Raw genomic sequence first — 12757 nt, forward strand, 5'->3', positions numbered from 1 at the left:
GCGAGCAGGGCAGGCCTACCCCGGTCATCGATTCACCAGCGGGCCGGAGCCCGTGGAGCCGCGGACGACCAGTTCGGGCTGGAAGACCAGCTCGACGTGCTTGGCGGGCGCCCCGTTGACCTCTTCGAGCAGGGTCTGCACCGCGGCCGTGGCCATCGCGCCGATCGGCTTGCGTACCGTCGTCAGCGGCGGATCCGTGAACGCGATCAGCGGCGAGTCGTCGAAGCCGACCACCGACACATCGCCGGGCACGGCCAGCCCCTTCTCGCGGCAGGCGCGGATCGCCCCCAGCGCCATCAGGTCGCTCGCGCACACGATGCCGGTGCAGCCGCGTGACAGGAGCTGCATGGCCGCCGCCTGCCCGCCCTCGACCGAGAACAGCGAGTGCGCGATCAGCTCGTCGACGGCGCTCGTGCCGAGGAGCTGGGCCATGGCCTGCCGGTAGCCCTCGATCTTCCTGATCACCGGGACGAACCTGCGCGGCCCCAGCGCCAGCCCGATCCGCTCGTGCCCGAGGTCCACGAGGTGCTGTACGGCCAGGCGCGCGGCGAGCCGGTCGTCGGGCGAGATGAACGGCGCGTCGATGTGCTCGCTGTAGCCGTCGACCAGCACGATCGGCAGCCCGCGGTCGGTGAGCCTGGTGTAACGGTCCATCCGCGCGGTGGTGTCGGCGTGCAGCCCCGACACGAACACGATGCCGCTCACCCCACGGTCGACCAGCAGTTCGGTGAACTCGTCCTCGGGCGCGCCGCCCGGCAGCTGCGTGCAGAGCACAGGCGTGTAGCCGTGCTGAGTCAGCGCCTTCTCGATGGACTGGGCGAACGCCGGGAAGATCGGATTGTCCAGCTCGGGGGTGACCAGGCCGACGAGCCCGTTGCTGCGCTGCCGCAGCCGGGGCGGGCGTTCGTAGCCCATGAGGTCGAGCGCGGTCATCACGGCCTGGCGGGTCGCGACGGAGACGCCGGGCTTGCCGTTGAGCACCCGGCTGACCGTGGCCTCGCTCACCCCGGCCTGGGCGGCGATGTCGGCGAGGCGCGCGTGACCGGTCATGCGCGCCACTGTACTTTCCTTCGGGCCGCCGGAGGTGACGTGCGCGGGACGCCGGAGGCGGCGAAACCGCGCCTGTACACGGAGTACGTCACGGCCTCGCGCCACCCCCTGATCATGCTCCGCAGCCCCTAAGACGGTCCCGACCATGAAAGCTCTTGCCGCAATTTCCCGCAAGCCCTTTCAAGTCACGATTTTTCCGGATGTTTCAGCCATCGGATGCCCAAAACCCCTAGCCGAAACGCGATTGGGCAGAGATCTTTTATGTCAAGGGTGGACATGTAGCGTTAAGGCGCGATGTACTACCCCTTCAATCAGCCCCGTCACAGGTGACACGTGCGCAAGGTGTTGGGCCCATGAGCTCGGTCGTTCTCGACAAAGTGACCAAGGTGTACCCGGGTAGCTACCTGGCGGTAGACCGACTGAGCCTGAAGGCCGAAAATGGCGAGTTCCTCGTTCTGCTCGGTCCCTCCGGCTGCGGCAAGTCCACGCTGCTCCGGATGATCGCGGGCCTCGAGGAGATCACCGAGGGGGACCTCTGGCTGGACGGCCAGCTGGCCAACCACCTGGCGCCGCGCGACCGCGACGTCGCCATGGTCTTCCAGAACGGCGCCCTCTACCCGCACAGGACCGTACGCGGCAACATCGCCTTCCCCCTGGAGATCGCCAAGTCGGACCCGGCGCAGGTACGCGAGCGCGTCACCGAGCTGTCCAAGGCGCTGCACATCGACGACACGCTGGAGCGCCGCCCGGGCACCTTATCCGGCGGCCAGCGCCAGCGCGTCGCGATGGGACGGGCGATCGTCCGCCAGCCGAAGCTGTTCCTCATGGACGAGCCGCTGTCCAACCTCGACGCCGGCATGCGCACCGAACTGCGCATGGAGATCTCCGCCCTGGTCAGATCGCTGAACGTCACCACCATCTACGTGACGCACGACCAGGTCGAGGCGCTCACGCTGGCCGACCGGATCGCCATCCTCAACCGCGGCGTCCTGCAGGACGTCGGCACTCCCGCGCAGATCTACAACGACCCGGCGACGGCGTTCGTGGCGGCGTTCCTCAACTCCCAGCAGCTGAACCTCCTGGCCGCCACCGTGCGTACCCCGCAGAACCAGTACGTCATGCTCGACTTCGGCCCGCACCGGCTGACGCTCCCGTGGAGCGATCCCCGTGCCTACGCCATCTCCCAGCACACCGGCGGCCAGGTGCTGGTCGGCCTGCGCCCCGACGGCCTGGCGCCCGTGCCCGAGTCGTACGAGGGGCCGTCGTTCTTCGGCCGGGTGCGGGCGCTGGAGTACCACGGCCACGAGTGGCTCGCTTACATCGAGTGCGGCGTCCCGGCCGTACCGGTGCCCGAGCCGCCGGACCGGCGCGCCCAGGTCAACGGTCGCAAGGACCGCTCCGCCGGACTCGGCGGGCTGGTCCGCCGGATGTTCTCCCAGCCCGAGGAGCGGGAGGAACAGGAGCAGGTCGGGCAGAACGTCGGCAGCGGCATCCACCGCCGCTCCGACATCATCGTCCGCCTGGGCGGGCGCCCGGTCTGGCGCGCCGGCGATCCCGCCAAGGTGGCCATCGACCAGGCCCGCCTGATGATCTTCACCCCGGACGGCGCCCGCATCGACCCACCCCGCCGCTGACCGGGGTCCGTCCGCGCGCGAGTCCGTACACACTGCTACACCCCGTGCCCCGGTGCGGCGCCCTCCCTTACTACGACCCCATCCTGTGGTCCCATGCAGCACCGCGCGGCACTCTCCCGTACTACGACGCCAGGAGCGAGTCTCGACGATGTCCTCATGGACGAGAAGTGGGAGACGATGACCGCGATCTGGTTCACGCAGGGGACGGTCTCGCTCTTCACCATCTAGGGCCGCATCAAGCCACGTTCGCCCTGTTGATGATTCGGCGTAGTCGGGGGTTGCCAGTGCTGCGGTTCGTTGCGGTTACGCCAGGCGATGTAACGGCGGATCATGCTGCCCGCTGCTACGGCACTAGCCAGTAAGGTTGCCGAACAATGTCCACATTTTCTCCACGTCGGCGACGGACAGGGATCACCATCGCCGTAGCCCTGGCTGCCGTCCTCGGCCTGAGCGCTGCCGTCTACCTCTCGGTGCGCACCGAAGGCTCGCCCCAGCAGACGGTGACCGCGTTCCTGACGGCCTGGCAACGCGGGGACCTGCACGCCATGAAAGCCCAGGTGCTGGAGCCGCCTCGCGACTTCGACGGCATCTATGACGCCTTCGCCAGGGGCTCCCAGGCCAAGAAGATCACCATCCGGGAGACCCGCGTCCGTCCCGAGTCCAACCGGAATTTCGGGCAGGCCGCCACCTATGACGCCATGTTCTCCGTCACTCTCGACGGGCCGGTCCCCTACTCCTACGACGGGCACCTCGAGGTCATCGATTTCGACCGCGCGTGGAAAATCCACTGGACCCCGACGGCGATCCACCCCGACCTGCAGGAGGTCGGCTCCAGCGAGATACGGCAGGTCCGCGTCGTCCCCCAACACGATGGTTCCTCCCGCCTGGTCCTGCTAGAAACGCGAGCCGAGGGAGAGCAGGCAGGATCCCTCTTCGCCGACGAAGGCCTCAAACTGGTCGCGACTCTGGCCGACTCGGCCCAACCCGGGGTCACCGGCTAGCGGCGTCGGCGCTCTCTCGCAGATCGGCCGGCGGGCACGGGGGAAGGACATCCGCGCCTGGATCACCTCCTGGAACGAGGACCCCAAGCCCTTTGTCCAGGAAATCCTCGATGCCCTCGCCTCATAGTGTCGGCGAATCACCGACCCACGACGCTGGAAGACCACTGAAATCAGGTGATTCGGCTCCGCTGCTTGCGCGGTGGGAATCGGTGGCGCGCTTGGGTCTGGGGCAGGCGGTAGGAGTCGGTGCCGGTCTCTATGGGGTTGCCGCCACGGCCACTCCAAGCAGCCGGCCTGGCGAAGCGTGTTTGGGAAGGCGGTCCGAGCGTAGTTCAGGGGGCGGGCGTCAGCCCGCCTGGGAGAGCGTCCGGAGCGAAGCGGAGGGCCGTTGTGAGCGGGCGAGCATCGAGCGCCGACCACCGAAACGGGTGACGGGCGGGGACGAAAGAACCTCCGGAGTGTGGCGGAGGGCCGTTGTGGGCGGGCGGTGAAGACGGTCAGTGGTGGCCCAGCTCGGCGGACAGGCGGTCGGTGGTCTGCAGGAGGGCGGCGGCGCAGGCGTCGGCTTCGGCCATGAAGCGGTCGGCCGGGCCGCACACGCTGATGACCGCCGCCGGCCGGCCGTGGTGGTCGAGGATGGGGGCCGCCACGGAGGCCGCGCCGCTCTGCCGTTCGGCGATCGACATCGCGTAGCCGCGGCGGCGGATGAGGGTCAGGTCGGTGCGCAGGCGGCCGGGGTCTGTGACGGTGGCGGGCGTCATGGTTTCCAGGGATCGGCTGAGATAGCGGGTGATCTCCTCCTCTGAGAGGAACGCCAGGAACGCCTTGGACGACCCGCCCGCGTGCAGCGGATACGGCACGCCCAGCGAGACCGACATGATCACCTCCCGCTCGGGGGTCGCCTGGTCGATGTAGACGCGGGTGTCGCCGGTCCTGATCGACAGGGTCGCGGTCTCGCCGGTCAGCCTCGACAGGGCGGGCAGTTCGGGCGTGGCCAGCCGCCGTACGTCGATACGGTCGAGGTAGGCCAGGCCGAGCCGCATCGCCGTCAGCCCCAGCGAGTAGCGCCTGCTCTCCTCGTCGAGCACGACCAGCCCCCGGCTCCTGAACGAGGCCAGCACCCGGTGCACCGCCGCCTTCGACATGCCCAGGCTCTCGGCGAGCTCGGTGACGCCGAGGGTGTCCGTGCCCGCCTCGGCGAACCGGACGAGGATGTCGGCGGCCCGTTCGACGGTGGCGGCGGTCTGGCTGGGCATGGTGGGCCTTCCCCGGTGAACCATGTGTACTGTCGGGAACAGCATTCCTACTATTGGAACACAAGGAGCCACCGGATATGTCGTCGTTGTGGAAGGCCCTGGAGGGCTCGCGCGTGCTGGACCTGGCGCAGCCGATGCGCAAGGGCATGCCGCAGTCCCCCAACCACCCGCCGTTCCGAATGGCGCTGGAACGCCGCCACGGCGACATGGTCAGGCCCGACGGTGGCTCGGCCGCCAACGAGATCATCGTCACGGGCGGCCACGTCGGCACGCACGTCGACGCGCTCGCGCACGTCTCCCAGGAGGGTCTCCTGTACGGTGGGCGGCCGGCGGGCGAAGTGATGTCGCACGAGGGGTTCAGCGCCATGGGCATCGACGGGTTCGAGCCGTTCGTGGGCCGGTGCGTGCTGCTCGACGTGGCCGCCGTGCACGGGGTGGCCACGCTGCCCGCCGGCTACGAGGTCACCGCCGACGATCTGGAGCGGGCCGCTGGAGACCTGGAGATCCGCGCGGGCGACGCCGTACTGGTCGGGACCGGCTGGTCGCGGCTGTGGGAGTCGGGGGACGACTTCGTCGGTCAGCGGAACGGCGTTCCGGGTCCGGGCGTCGGGGCCGCCCGCTGGCTGGCCGCGCGGCGGCCGCGTGTGGTGGGCGGCGAGACCATCGCCTTCGAGCACATCGCGGCGGGGCGCGGGCATGCCACGCTCCCCGTGCACCGGATCATGCTGGTGGAGTCGGGCATCAACATCGTGGAGACGATGCGGCTGGCCGAGCTGCTCGACTCGGGGGTCCGCGAGTTCCTGCTGGTGCTGAACCCGCTGCCGATCGTCGGCGCCACGGGAGCCCCGGTCCGCCCGCTCGCCGTCATCGCCTGATCAGGGAGCGGAAATGACCACACCTGATCGGGGAGCGGAAGTGACCACTCATGTTCAGCGGCTCGCGGCTTTCGCCGTGGATTGCCGTGATCGCGGTGTCCCGGCCGAGGTGCGTGACGACGTGACGGGCCGGGTGCTCGACGTACTCGGCAACTGTCTGGCCGCCTACGCGGAGCCGGCGGGTGACGCGGCCCCGGCCGTGCTGCGGGCCGTACGACGCTGGCAGGGGGCCGGGGAGTCCACCGCGATCGGGAGCGGCGACCGGCTGCCCGCGCCCTCGGCGGCGCTGGTCAACGGCACGCTGGCGCACGCGCTCGACTATGACGACACGCATCTGCCGTCCGTACTGCATCCGAGCGCTCCCGTGGTGCCCGCCGCGCTGGCCGCCGCGGAGGCCACCGGCGCGTCCGGCGAGCGGCTGATCGCGGCCGTCGCGGCGGGCGTGGAGGTGTGCAACCGGCTTGGCATGGCCTCCTACCTGCCGGAGGCCGGCAACTCGCTGTTCTTCGAAAAGGGCCAGCACGCCACGTCGATCTGCGGCACGCTCGGCGCGGCGGTCGCGGCCGGGCTGCTGTACGACCTGGACGCCGCCGGCATCGCGCACGCCGTCGGGGTGGCGGCCAGCATGGGCGCCGGTGTGCTGGAGGCCAACCGCACGGGCGGCACGATCAAGCGGGTGCACTGCGGCTGGGCGGCCCACTCGGGCGTGACGGCGGCCGTGCTCGCACTGGAGGGGCTGACGGGGCCGCCCACGGTGCTGGAGGGCCGGTTCGGCTTCTTCCAGGCGTGGCTGGACGGCCGGTTCGACGCCGAGGCGCTGCTGTCGGGGTTGGGCGAGCGGTGGGAGCTCCTGCGTACGGTCTACAAGCCGTATCCGACGAACCACTTCACCCATCCGGCCATCGACTGCGCCCTCGCCCTGCGTGCCGGCGGCCTGTCCCCTGAGGACATCGAGGAGGTCGAGCTGGGGGTCGCGGCTCCGGTGCTGCGTACCATCGCCGAGCCCCGGGCCGACAAGGTCCGGCCGGAATCGCCGTACCACGCCAAGTTCTCGGGACCGTACACGGTCGCGGCGGCGCTGCACGGCGGCGGCGGGCTGGGGCTGTCACTGGACGACTTCGCCGCCCTCGATCCCGACCGGCTGGCGCTGGCCGAGCGGGTGCGCTGCGTGGCGGACGAGCGGGCGACGGGAATCTTCCCGCACGCGTTCGCGGCCGTGCTGCGGGTACGGCGCCGCGACGGCTCGGTGCTGGAGCACCGGGTCGACTCGTCCCGTGGCGGCCCGGAACATCCGCTGACGGCGGAGGAGCTCGCGGTGAAGTTCCGCACGAACGCGGGGCGGGCGCTGGGCCCCGACCGCGTGGCGGCCCTGGTCACGGCCGGGCACAACCTGCCCGGGGCCCCCACCGTGACACCGCTCCTCCAGCTGACGGTCGCCTGAACACTCGGGTGCCGCGGACGAGTGAGCTGCCCCACACCGAGAGCAGCGGCGACGATCAGCCCCGCAGCCGGGATCCCAGGTGCTCGGCGGCGCGGCGGGCGACCAGCCCTCCCATGCTGTGCGCGACGAGCACGAACCCGCCCGGGACGACGGCCTGGGTCATCGCGACCAGGTCGGCGGCCATGTCATCGACGCTGAGCTGCCGGGTGGTGCGGCCGTCAAGCGCGCACGCGCTCCCCCTTTGGGGATGGCCTGCCGTAGGCGGGACATCGCAGATCGCGGAGTGCGGAGCTGACCTCAGGTGGGGCGGCGCTGTTGTTCGATGTACGCCTTGATGATCGATAGTGGCGCTCCGCCGCAGGAGGAGGCGGCGAGGTAGCTGGGTGACCAGAAGGGGCCGTGCATGATGGAGGGGTTGATCCGGTCGGTGAATTCCTTGCGGAGGAAGTGCGAGGAGACGCCCTTCAGCGAGTTGACGAGTTTGCTGATCGCGACCTTGGGCGGGTAGTGGATGAGCAGATGGACGTGGTCGTGTTCGCCGTTGAACTCGCGTAGTTCGGCCTCGAAGCTGTCGCACACCTCGATCATGATGTCCTCGCAGCGTCGCAGCATCTCCTCGTTGAACACGTTTCTGCGACATTTGGTGACAAAGACCAGATGGACGTGCATCGCAGAAACCACGTGTCTGCCTCGCCGGTATTCCACTTCCTGACTCATAGACCAGATGATAATATGTTCGAGTCAGTGAGACTGTGAGCGTCCCCATGGACGAGGGGGTGTTGCGCATGTTGGCGGGCCGGAAGTGCCGCCTGGAGTTCGACTTCGGGCAGCGGATCTTCGCCGAGCGGCTGGGCGGGATCTGCCGCAGCGTGTGGAACACCGGCCTCGAACAACGCCGTGAATACCGGCGGCGAGGTGCGTATCTCAACTATGAGGAGCAGTGCGCGCAGCTCGCGGAGGCGAAGAAGGACCCGTATTGCGGCTGGCTCGCCGACGCCCCTGCCCAGGTCATCCAGCAGACGCTGAAGGACCTGGACTCTCCTGCACCTCCTGCGGGCATACCGAGCACGCCGACATCGTCGGGGCGAAGAACACGCTGGCCAGATATCGGGCGGCAGGGCTTGCCGTCCCAGGGCGTGGAGACCCATCCGGGTCGGCGAAGCGTCAAGCACCCCGTTCCACAGCACGCGCCACGCAAGCGGCACGAGCTGCCGCATAAGCGGCACGGGAATCTCCGTCCTTTAGCTTTAGGGCGGAGAGCAGGTCAACGCGAGGTGGTCCACCGCGGTCCGTCAGGGGTGTCCTCGACGAGCACACCGCCGCTGAGCATCGCCGCCCGCAGCGCGTCGGCGACCTCGTAGCAGCCCTGCCTGCGCAGGTCGTTGCGGAACGCCAGGAGGGCCTCGACGAGGGCACGCAGATCGGCGGTGGTGGCCACCTCGGCGAGCCGGGCGATCAGCAGCCGCATGAGCTCTCTGGCCTCGTCGACGCCGCCCGCGTCCTCCTCGGTGTCGGCCGCCCACTTGACCAGCTCGGCCTCCAGGTCGAGGACCGCGCCGGCCGCGGCGACCAGGTCGGGCGCCGCCGCCGCGAGCTGGAAGCGCCGCTCGCAGGAACGGATGGTCTCCTCCAGCGTGACCTGGGCCGGCGCCGGTACGGCGGCGGGGCGGGGCGACGGCGCGGCGGTGACCCGGCCGCCTTCGGCCAGGCGGCGGACCTCCCCCAGACCGGTGTGGGTGCCCGCGGGCAGGACCTCCTGCGAGCCGGGCCGTCGTACGGTCAGCCCGCCGCGGCCCGCCACCTCGACCGTCTCGGCGTCGAGGTCGATGACGACCGCGGTGTGCTCGTCGATGCCGAGGACGGCCGTGCCCGGCGGCAGCTCCCGCTCCATCCGGGACAGCCGCCGCTCGCCCAGGTAGCAGAAGCGGGTGTCGTGGGTGCCGCCCTCGGCGTTGTCGAAGTGCGGGATCAGGACCACCCGCAGGCCGAGCGCCGCCAGCAGGTCGAGGCCCTCGCGCCAGTGCGGCTCGGCGCCCACCTTGTAGATCTCGTAGACCGGCACGGTCGCGAGCCCGGCCGTGCAGGCGGCGGCCGAGGCCAGCACGGTCACACCCTGGCGGGCCCGGACACGAGCCCGCAGGTCGCCCGCCGTGGGCGCGGCCGTCCACTGATCGAGGGCGTAGGTCGGGCTGCCGGGCCCGGAGAACACCCAGTCGGCGCCGGCCGCTCCGGTCGCCACCTCGACCTCCAGGCCGACACTCCGGGCGAAGTAGCGGCGGGCACGGGCGGAGATGTCGGCCGCGTTCTCCTGGAAGGCGTACGGGGTGTCGAGCAGCACGGCCCGCGCGCCCGGCCGCAGCCGCCGCGCGGCGGAGCGGTGGACCTCCACCATGGTCGGGCTCGTCTCGCCCGACCCCATGAGCACCAGCAACCCGGGCATGGCTGTCCGCCTCTCTCTTCCCGCCTCCCCGGCTGCAGCCTTCTGCGAAGAGATCGCTTCTGCATATTGCTTGCAGTATGTTGTCGGGGGTGACGGGAAGACACGTCGTCTCGGTCGAGACGCTCATGCTACGGGCGACCACTGACAGTGAGTGGGCGTACCGGCACGCCACCGCCGTGCCCGGCCCCGGAGAGACCCCCGACCAGGCCGCGCGGCGGGTCAGCGGGATCCCGGCCGACGCGCCGTCCACTGTCGTGCACTCCACGAGCTGGCGCTGCCGCCCCGAGGGCGAGATCGTGCTCACGTACGCCGTCTGCCCGGACCCGGAGCCCTGGCTGCCCGCGATCGAGCTGCCCGTGCTGGAGATCGCCGCGGGCGACGCGCCCGCGGCGCCCGCACCCGGCCGCGTCGAGGTGGCGAACGTGGTGGCCCACGCCATCCGGCACCTGGCGTTCCTGACGGCCGAGGATCCGGTTGTACGGCGGGCGCTGGCCCACCATCCGGAGATCGTCACGGCCCTGGACCAGCCCCGACGGTACGTCACGGCTTTCTGACGGGGATGTCCTTCCATGGGACCCCGGTCACGACGGACCGTCTCCGTCCTCTCCGCCGGAGGGGGCATCCCACCCAAAGCACCCCAGCCACCACAGAAAGTCGGTCGTGTGGCGAACCCCGGAAATCCTGGTCACCGGCCTAGGCAGCGCGACGGGACAGACGACGGCCTAACGACTGCATCGGCTTCTCGACGAAGCGGTAAGCCAGGGCGCTGGCCAGCAGGACCAGCACCATGGCCAGGGTGGCCATGCCGAGCTGCAACGCCGGCGGCGACCGCCGCAGATCCCCGCTCACCTCCACGAAGAACTTCAGCAGCGGATGATGCACCAGATAGAGCGAGTAGCTGATCAACCCCAGCCAGGTCAGCACCCGCGGCACCCGCCGGCCCCGCAGCGCCATCCCGCCCGCGAAGGTGGCCGCCGCCAGCGCGATCGTGATGATCCACACATCCGGCTCGACCCACCACCATCCCGCCTCGATCGCCCAGACCGGGGCCAGCGCGACCAGTCCGGCGGTGGCCGCCACCGGCCACAGCCCGCCCGTGCCGCGCTCCCAGCGATGGATCGCGGTCCCGGCGAACATGACGCCCAGCACGGCCACCCCCATCCACGGCACCCGGCTGCCGAACACCAGCAGCGCCACCGCCATCAGGCCCAGCGCGCACGCCGCAGCCGTACGGAACCTGCCCGAGATCACGCACGCCAGCCCGGCGAAGAACGCGGCCCCGGAGGCGTACGCGACCCAGCCGCCCTTCAGCAGCGCCCCGCCGACCAGCAGCCCGACGATCACCGAGCCGGCCGCGAACAGCACTGCGAACAGCCCGCTCCGCTCGTGCAGCCGGGTCACGAACAGCGCGGTGACCAGCAGGTAGAACACCATCTCGTACGAGAGCGTCCACATGGTGTCGGCCACGCCCCCGACGCCCACCACGTCGAGCAGCATCGTCGCGTGCGCCGCCACAGCCGTGCCGTCGCGGGGCACGGCCTCGCGTACCGGCACCCACCAGGCCGCCGCCAGCACCAGAGCGGCCACGGCAAGGTAGAGCGGGTAGAGGCGGAAGGCGCGGCTGACCCAGAACGTCCGCACATCGCCGTGCCGCTCCAGCGACGTCGGGATGATGTAGCCACTGACCAGGAAGAACACCAGGATGCCGTAGACGCCGAGGCTGAACCAATAGGGCCGGAGCGCCGGCAGGAACCAGGGCAGCAGGTGTTCGGCGACCACTGCGAGCGCCCCGATGCCGCGCAGGGCGTCGAGCCAGGCGAGGCGCGCGGGGGCGGGGGTCGTGGTGGGCGGGATCGTGGCGGGGGCGATCGACACTCGCCCCAACCTACCCTGACCCGAACCGGTAATGCCCCGTCGTCAGCGATGGCTGGTCAGCGGGGCGTGATGGTCGGCGCCCGCGGGGCCGTGCGGGTCGGTGTGCACCGTGGCGGCGCGCAGCCGGGGCAGGTCGTGGATGAGGCGGTGTTCGGCGGCCACCGCCACGGCGTGCGCGTCCACCAGCGAGAGTTCGTGGCCCACCAGGATCTCCACCTCGGCGTGCAGCGCGTGGCCGATCCAGCGCAGCCGTACGGAACCGACGCGTTCGACTCCCTCGACCTCGCCCAGGATGGCTTCGGCCTCGTCGACGATGGCCGGGTCGACGGCGTCCATGAGCCGGTGGTAGATCTCGCGGGCGGCGTCGCGCAGCACGAAGCAGATGGCGACGGTGATGAGCAGGCCGACGATCGGGTCGGCGAGGGGGAAGCCCAGCGCGGCGCCGCCCGCGCCGATGAGCACGGCGAGCGAGGTGAAGCCGTCGGTCCTGGCGTGCAGCCCGTCGGCGACCAGCGCGGCGGAGCCGATCTCCCTGCCGACCCCGATCCGATAGCGGGCCACCCACTCGTTGCCGAGGAACCCGACCACGGCCGCCGCGGCCACCCACCCGACGGCCCGCATGTCCTGGGGGTGGAACAGCCGCGTGACCGCCTCGTACCCAGCCAGGACGGCGGAGGCGGCGATGATCAGCACGATGGCGATGCCGGCCAGGTCCTCGGCCCTGCCGTACCCGTAGGTGAAGCGGCGGGTGGCGGCCCGGCGGCCGAGCGAGAAGGCGATCGCGAGCGGTACGGCCGTGAGCGCGTCGGCGACGTTGTGCAGCGTGTCGCCGAGCAGCGCGACGGAGCCGGACATGACGACGATCACGGCCTGGACGGCGGCGGTGACCAGCAGCACACCGAACGAGACGGCCAGCACGCGCAGCCCGCGGCTGCTGCCTTCCAGGGCGGCGTCGGTCTTGTCGGCGCTGTCGTGACTGTGCGGCGCGAGGGCATGCCCGGCCTTCGCCAGCAGCCCTCTGATCCCACCGCGCCCGAGCTCGCCCTCATGCCCATGACCGTGCCCGTGTCCGTGTCCGTGTCCGTGTCCGTGTCCGTGTCCGTGCACAGGTTCGCCTGAAGAAGCTGAAGAGCCTGAATCGTGCTGACCGGTCATAGCACCTCATTTGCCCAACAAGTCGCGTGC

The 12757-nt window shown here is 70.6% G+C and carries 14 protein-coding genes; 7 read left to right on the forward strand and 7 right to left on the reverse strand.

Features of this window, described 5'->3' with window-relative positions:
* Positions 1-24: 24 nt before the first annotated feature.
* Entirely contained in the window at positions 25-1050 is a 1026-nt protein-coding gene (locus tag LDL49_RS27795) for a LacI family DNA-binding transcriptional regulator (protein WP_225294937.1), read from the reverse strand.
* A 353-nt stretch (positions 1051-1403) separates the two neighbouring features.
* Between LDL49_RS27795 and LDL49_RS27800 the strand changes: the two genes are divergently transcribed.
* From LDL49_RS27800 to LDL49_RS27805, 3 genes are all read left to right on the forward strand, one after another.
* On the forward strand, positions 1404-2684 hold the full coding sequence (locus tag LDL49_RS27800; RefSeq protein ID WP_225294939.1) for an ABC transporter ATP-binding protein: 1281 nt from the start codon (positions 1404-1406) through the stop codon (positions 2682-2684).
* 93 nt (positions 2685-2777) lie between these two features.
* The gene (locus tag LDL49_RS57195; protein ID WP_263655582.1) at positions 2778-2912 is read left to right on the forward strand and encodes a hypothetical protein; all 135 of its coding nucleotides are present in this window, start codon (positions 2778-2780) and stop codon (positions 2910-2912) included.
* 146 nt (positions 2913-3058) lie between these two features.
* Complete coding sequence (locus LDL49_RS27805; RefSeq protein ID WP_225294942.1) at positions 3059-3685, forward strand: NTF2-like N-terminal transpeptidase domain-containing protein; 627 nt, start codon at positions 3059-3061, stop codon at positions 3683-3685.
* Between the two features lie 497 nt (positions 3686-4182).
* Here LDL49_RS27805 and LDL49_RS27810 read toward each other — a convergent pair whose 3' ends face one another.
* Positions 4183-4941, reverse strand: a complete 759-nt coding sequence (locus tag LDL49_RS27810) for an IclR family transcriptional regulator (RefSeq protein WP_225294943.1) — start codon at positions 4939-4941, stop codon at positions 4183-4185.
* Between the two features lie 77 nt (positions 4942-5018).
* Here LDL49_RS27810 and LDL49_RS27815 point away from each other — a divergent pair, with 77 nt between their 5' ends.
* A complete protein-coding gene (locus LDL49_RS27815) occupies positions 5019-5816 on the forward strand; it encodes a cyclase family protein (RefSeq protein ID WP_225294945.1) in 798 nt (265 codons plus the stop codon).
* Between the two features lie 40 nt (positions 5817-5856).
* On the forward strand, positions 5857-7257 hold the full coding sequence (locus LDL49_RS27820) for an MmgE/PrpD family protein (RefSeq protein ID WP_225294947.1): 1401 nt from the start codon (positions 5857-5859) through the stop codon (positions 7255-7257).
* Between the two features lie 55 nt (positions 7258-7312).
* On the opposite strand, the gene LDL49_RS27825 is transcribed toward LDL49_RS27820, so the two are convergent.
* Together LDL49_RS27825 and tnpA are read right to left on the reverse strand one after the other, a co-directional pair.
* A complete protein-coding gene (locus LDL49_RS27825; RefSeq protein ID WP_225294949.1) occupies positions 7313-7441 on the reverse strand; it encodes an alpha/beta fold hydrolase in 129 nt (42 codons plus the stop codon).
* A gap of 113 nt (positions 7442-7554) precedes the next feature.
* Positions 7555-7974: an IS200/IS605 family transposase gene (tnpA, locus tag LDL49_RS27830; protein ID WP_225294951.1), complete on the reverse strand. Its 420-nt coding sequence runs from the start codon at positions 7972-7974 to the stop codon at positions 7555-7557.
* Positions 7975-8042: 68 nt separating this feature from the next.
* Between tnpA and LDL49_RS27835 the strand changes: the two genes are divergently transcribed.
* On the forward strand, positions 8043-8618 hold the full coding sequence (locus LDL49_RS27835) for a helix-turn-helix domain-containing protein (RefSeq protein WP_225295170.1): 576 nt from the start codon (positions 8043-8045) through the stop codon (positions 8616-8618).
* Here LDL49_RS27835 and LDL49_RS27840 read toward each other — a convergent pair.
* Positions 8522-9697 carry a hypothetical protein gene (locus LDL49_RS27840; RefSeq protein WP_225294953.1) on the reverse strand — a complete coding sequence of 392 codons (1176 nt, stop codon included), beginning with the start codon at positions 9695-9697 and terminating at the stop codon, positions 8522-8524. The genes LDL49_RS27835 and LDL49_RS27840 overlap by 97 nt on opposite strands.
* An 89-nt stretch (positions 9698-9786) precedes the next feature.
* On the opposite strand from LDL49_RS27840, the gene LDL49_RS27845 reads away from it, so the two are divergent.
* Entirely contained in the window at positions 9787-10251 is a 465-nt protein-coding gene (locus LDL49_RS27845; protein WP_225294955.1) for a hypothetical protein, read from the forward strand.
* 139 nt (positions 10252-10390) lie between these two features.
* Here LDL49_RS27845 and LDL49_RS27850 read toward each other — a convergent pair whose 3' ends face one another.
* Together LDL49_RS27850 and LDL49_RS27855 are read right to left on the reverse strand one after the other, a co-directional pair.
* Positions 10391-11572 carry an acyltransferase family protein gene (locus LDL49_RS27850; protein ID WP_225294957.1) on the reverse strand — a complete coding sequence of 394 codons (1182 nt, stop codon included), beginning with the start codon at positions 11570-11572 and terminating at the stop codon, positions 10391-10393.
* Between the two features lie 42 nt (positions 11573-11614).
* Positions 11615-12679 (reverse strand): cation diffusion facilitator family transporter, encoded by a 1065-nt coding sequence (locus tag LDL49_RS27855; protein ID WP_225294960.1) that lies wholly within the window; start codon positions 12677-12679, stop codon positions 11615-11617.
* Positions 12680-12757: the final 78 nt, after the last annotated feature.

This window comes from Nonomuraea aurantiaca (assembly GCF_020215705.1).
GTDB lineage: Bacteria > Actinomycetota > Actinomycetes > Streptosporangiales > Streptosporangiaceae > Nonomuraea > Nonomuraea aurantiaca.

What these genes read in the sequence shown, in the direction of transcription:
- LDL49_RS27795 (WP_225294937.1), bottom strand. Translation starts at nt 1,050, where the DNA reads ATGACCGGTCACGCGCGCCTCGCCGACATCGCCGCCCAGGCCGGGGTG.
- LDL49_RS27800 (WP_225294939.1), top strand. Translation starts at nt 1,404, where the DNA reads ATGAGCTCGGTCGTTCTCGACAAAGTGACCAAGGTGTACCCGGGTAGC.
- LDL49_RS57195 (WP_263655582.1), top strand. Translation starts at nt 2,778, where the DNA reads ATGCAGCACCGCGCGGCACTCTCCCGTACTACGACGCCAGGAGCGAGT.
- LDL49_RS27805 (WP_225294942.1), top strand. Translation starts at nt 3,059, where the DNA reads ATGTCCACATTTTCTCCACGTCGGCGACGGACAGGGATCACCATCGCC.
- LDL49_RS27810 (WP_225294943.1), bottom strand. Translation starts at nt 4,941, where the DNA reads ATGCCCAGCCAGACCGCCGCCACCGTCGAACGGGCCGCCGACATCCTC.
- LDL49_RS27815 (WP_225294945.1), top strand. Translation starts at nt 5,019, where the DNA reads ATGTCGTCGTTGTGGAAGGCCCTGGAGGGCTCGCGCGTGCTGGACCTG.
- LDL49_RS27825 (WP_225294949.1), bottom strand. Translation starts at nt 7,441, where the DNA reads ATGGCCGCCGACCTGGTCGCGATGACCCAGGCCGTCGTCCCGGGCGGG.
- tnpA (WP_225294951.1), bottom strand. Translation starts at nt 7,974, where the DNA reads ATGAGTCAGGAAGTGGAATACCGGCGAGGCAGACACGTGGTTTCTGCG.
- LDL49_RS27835 (WP_225295170.1), top strand. Translation starts at nt 8,043, where the DNA reads ATGTTGGCGGGCCGGAAGTGCCGCCTGGAGTTCGACTTCGGGCAGCGG.
- LDL49_RS27840 (WP_225294953.1), bottom strand. Translation starts at nt 9,697, where the DNA reads ATGCCCGGGTTGCTGGTGCTCATGGGGTCGGGCGAGACGAGCCCGACC.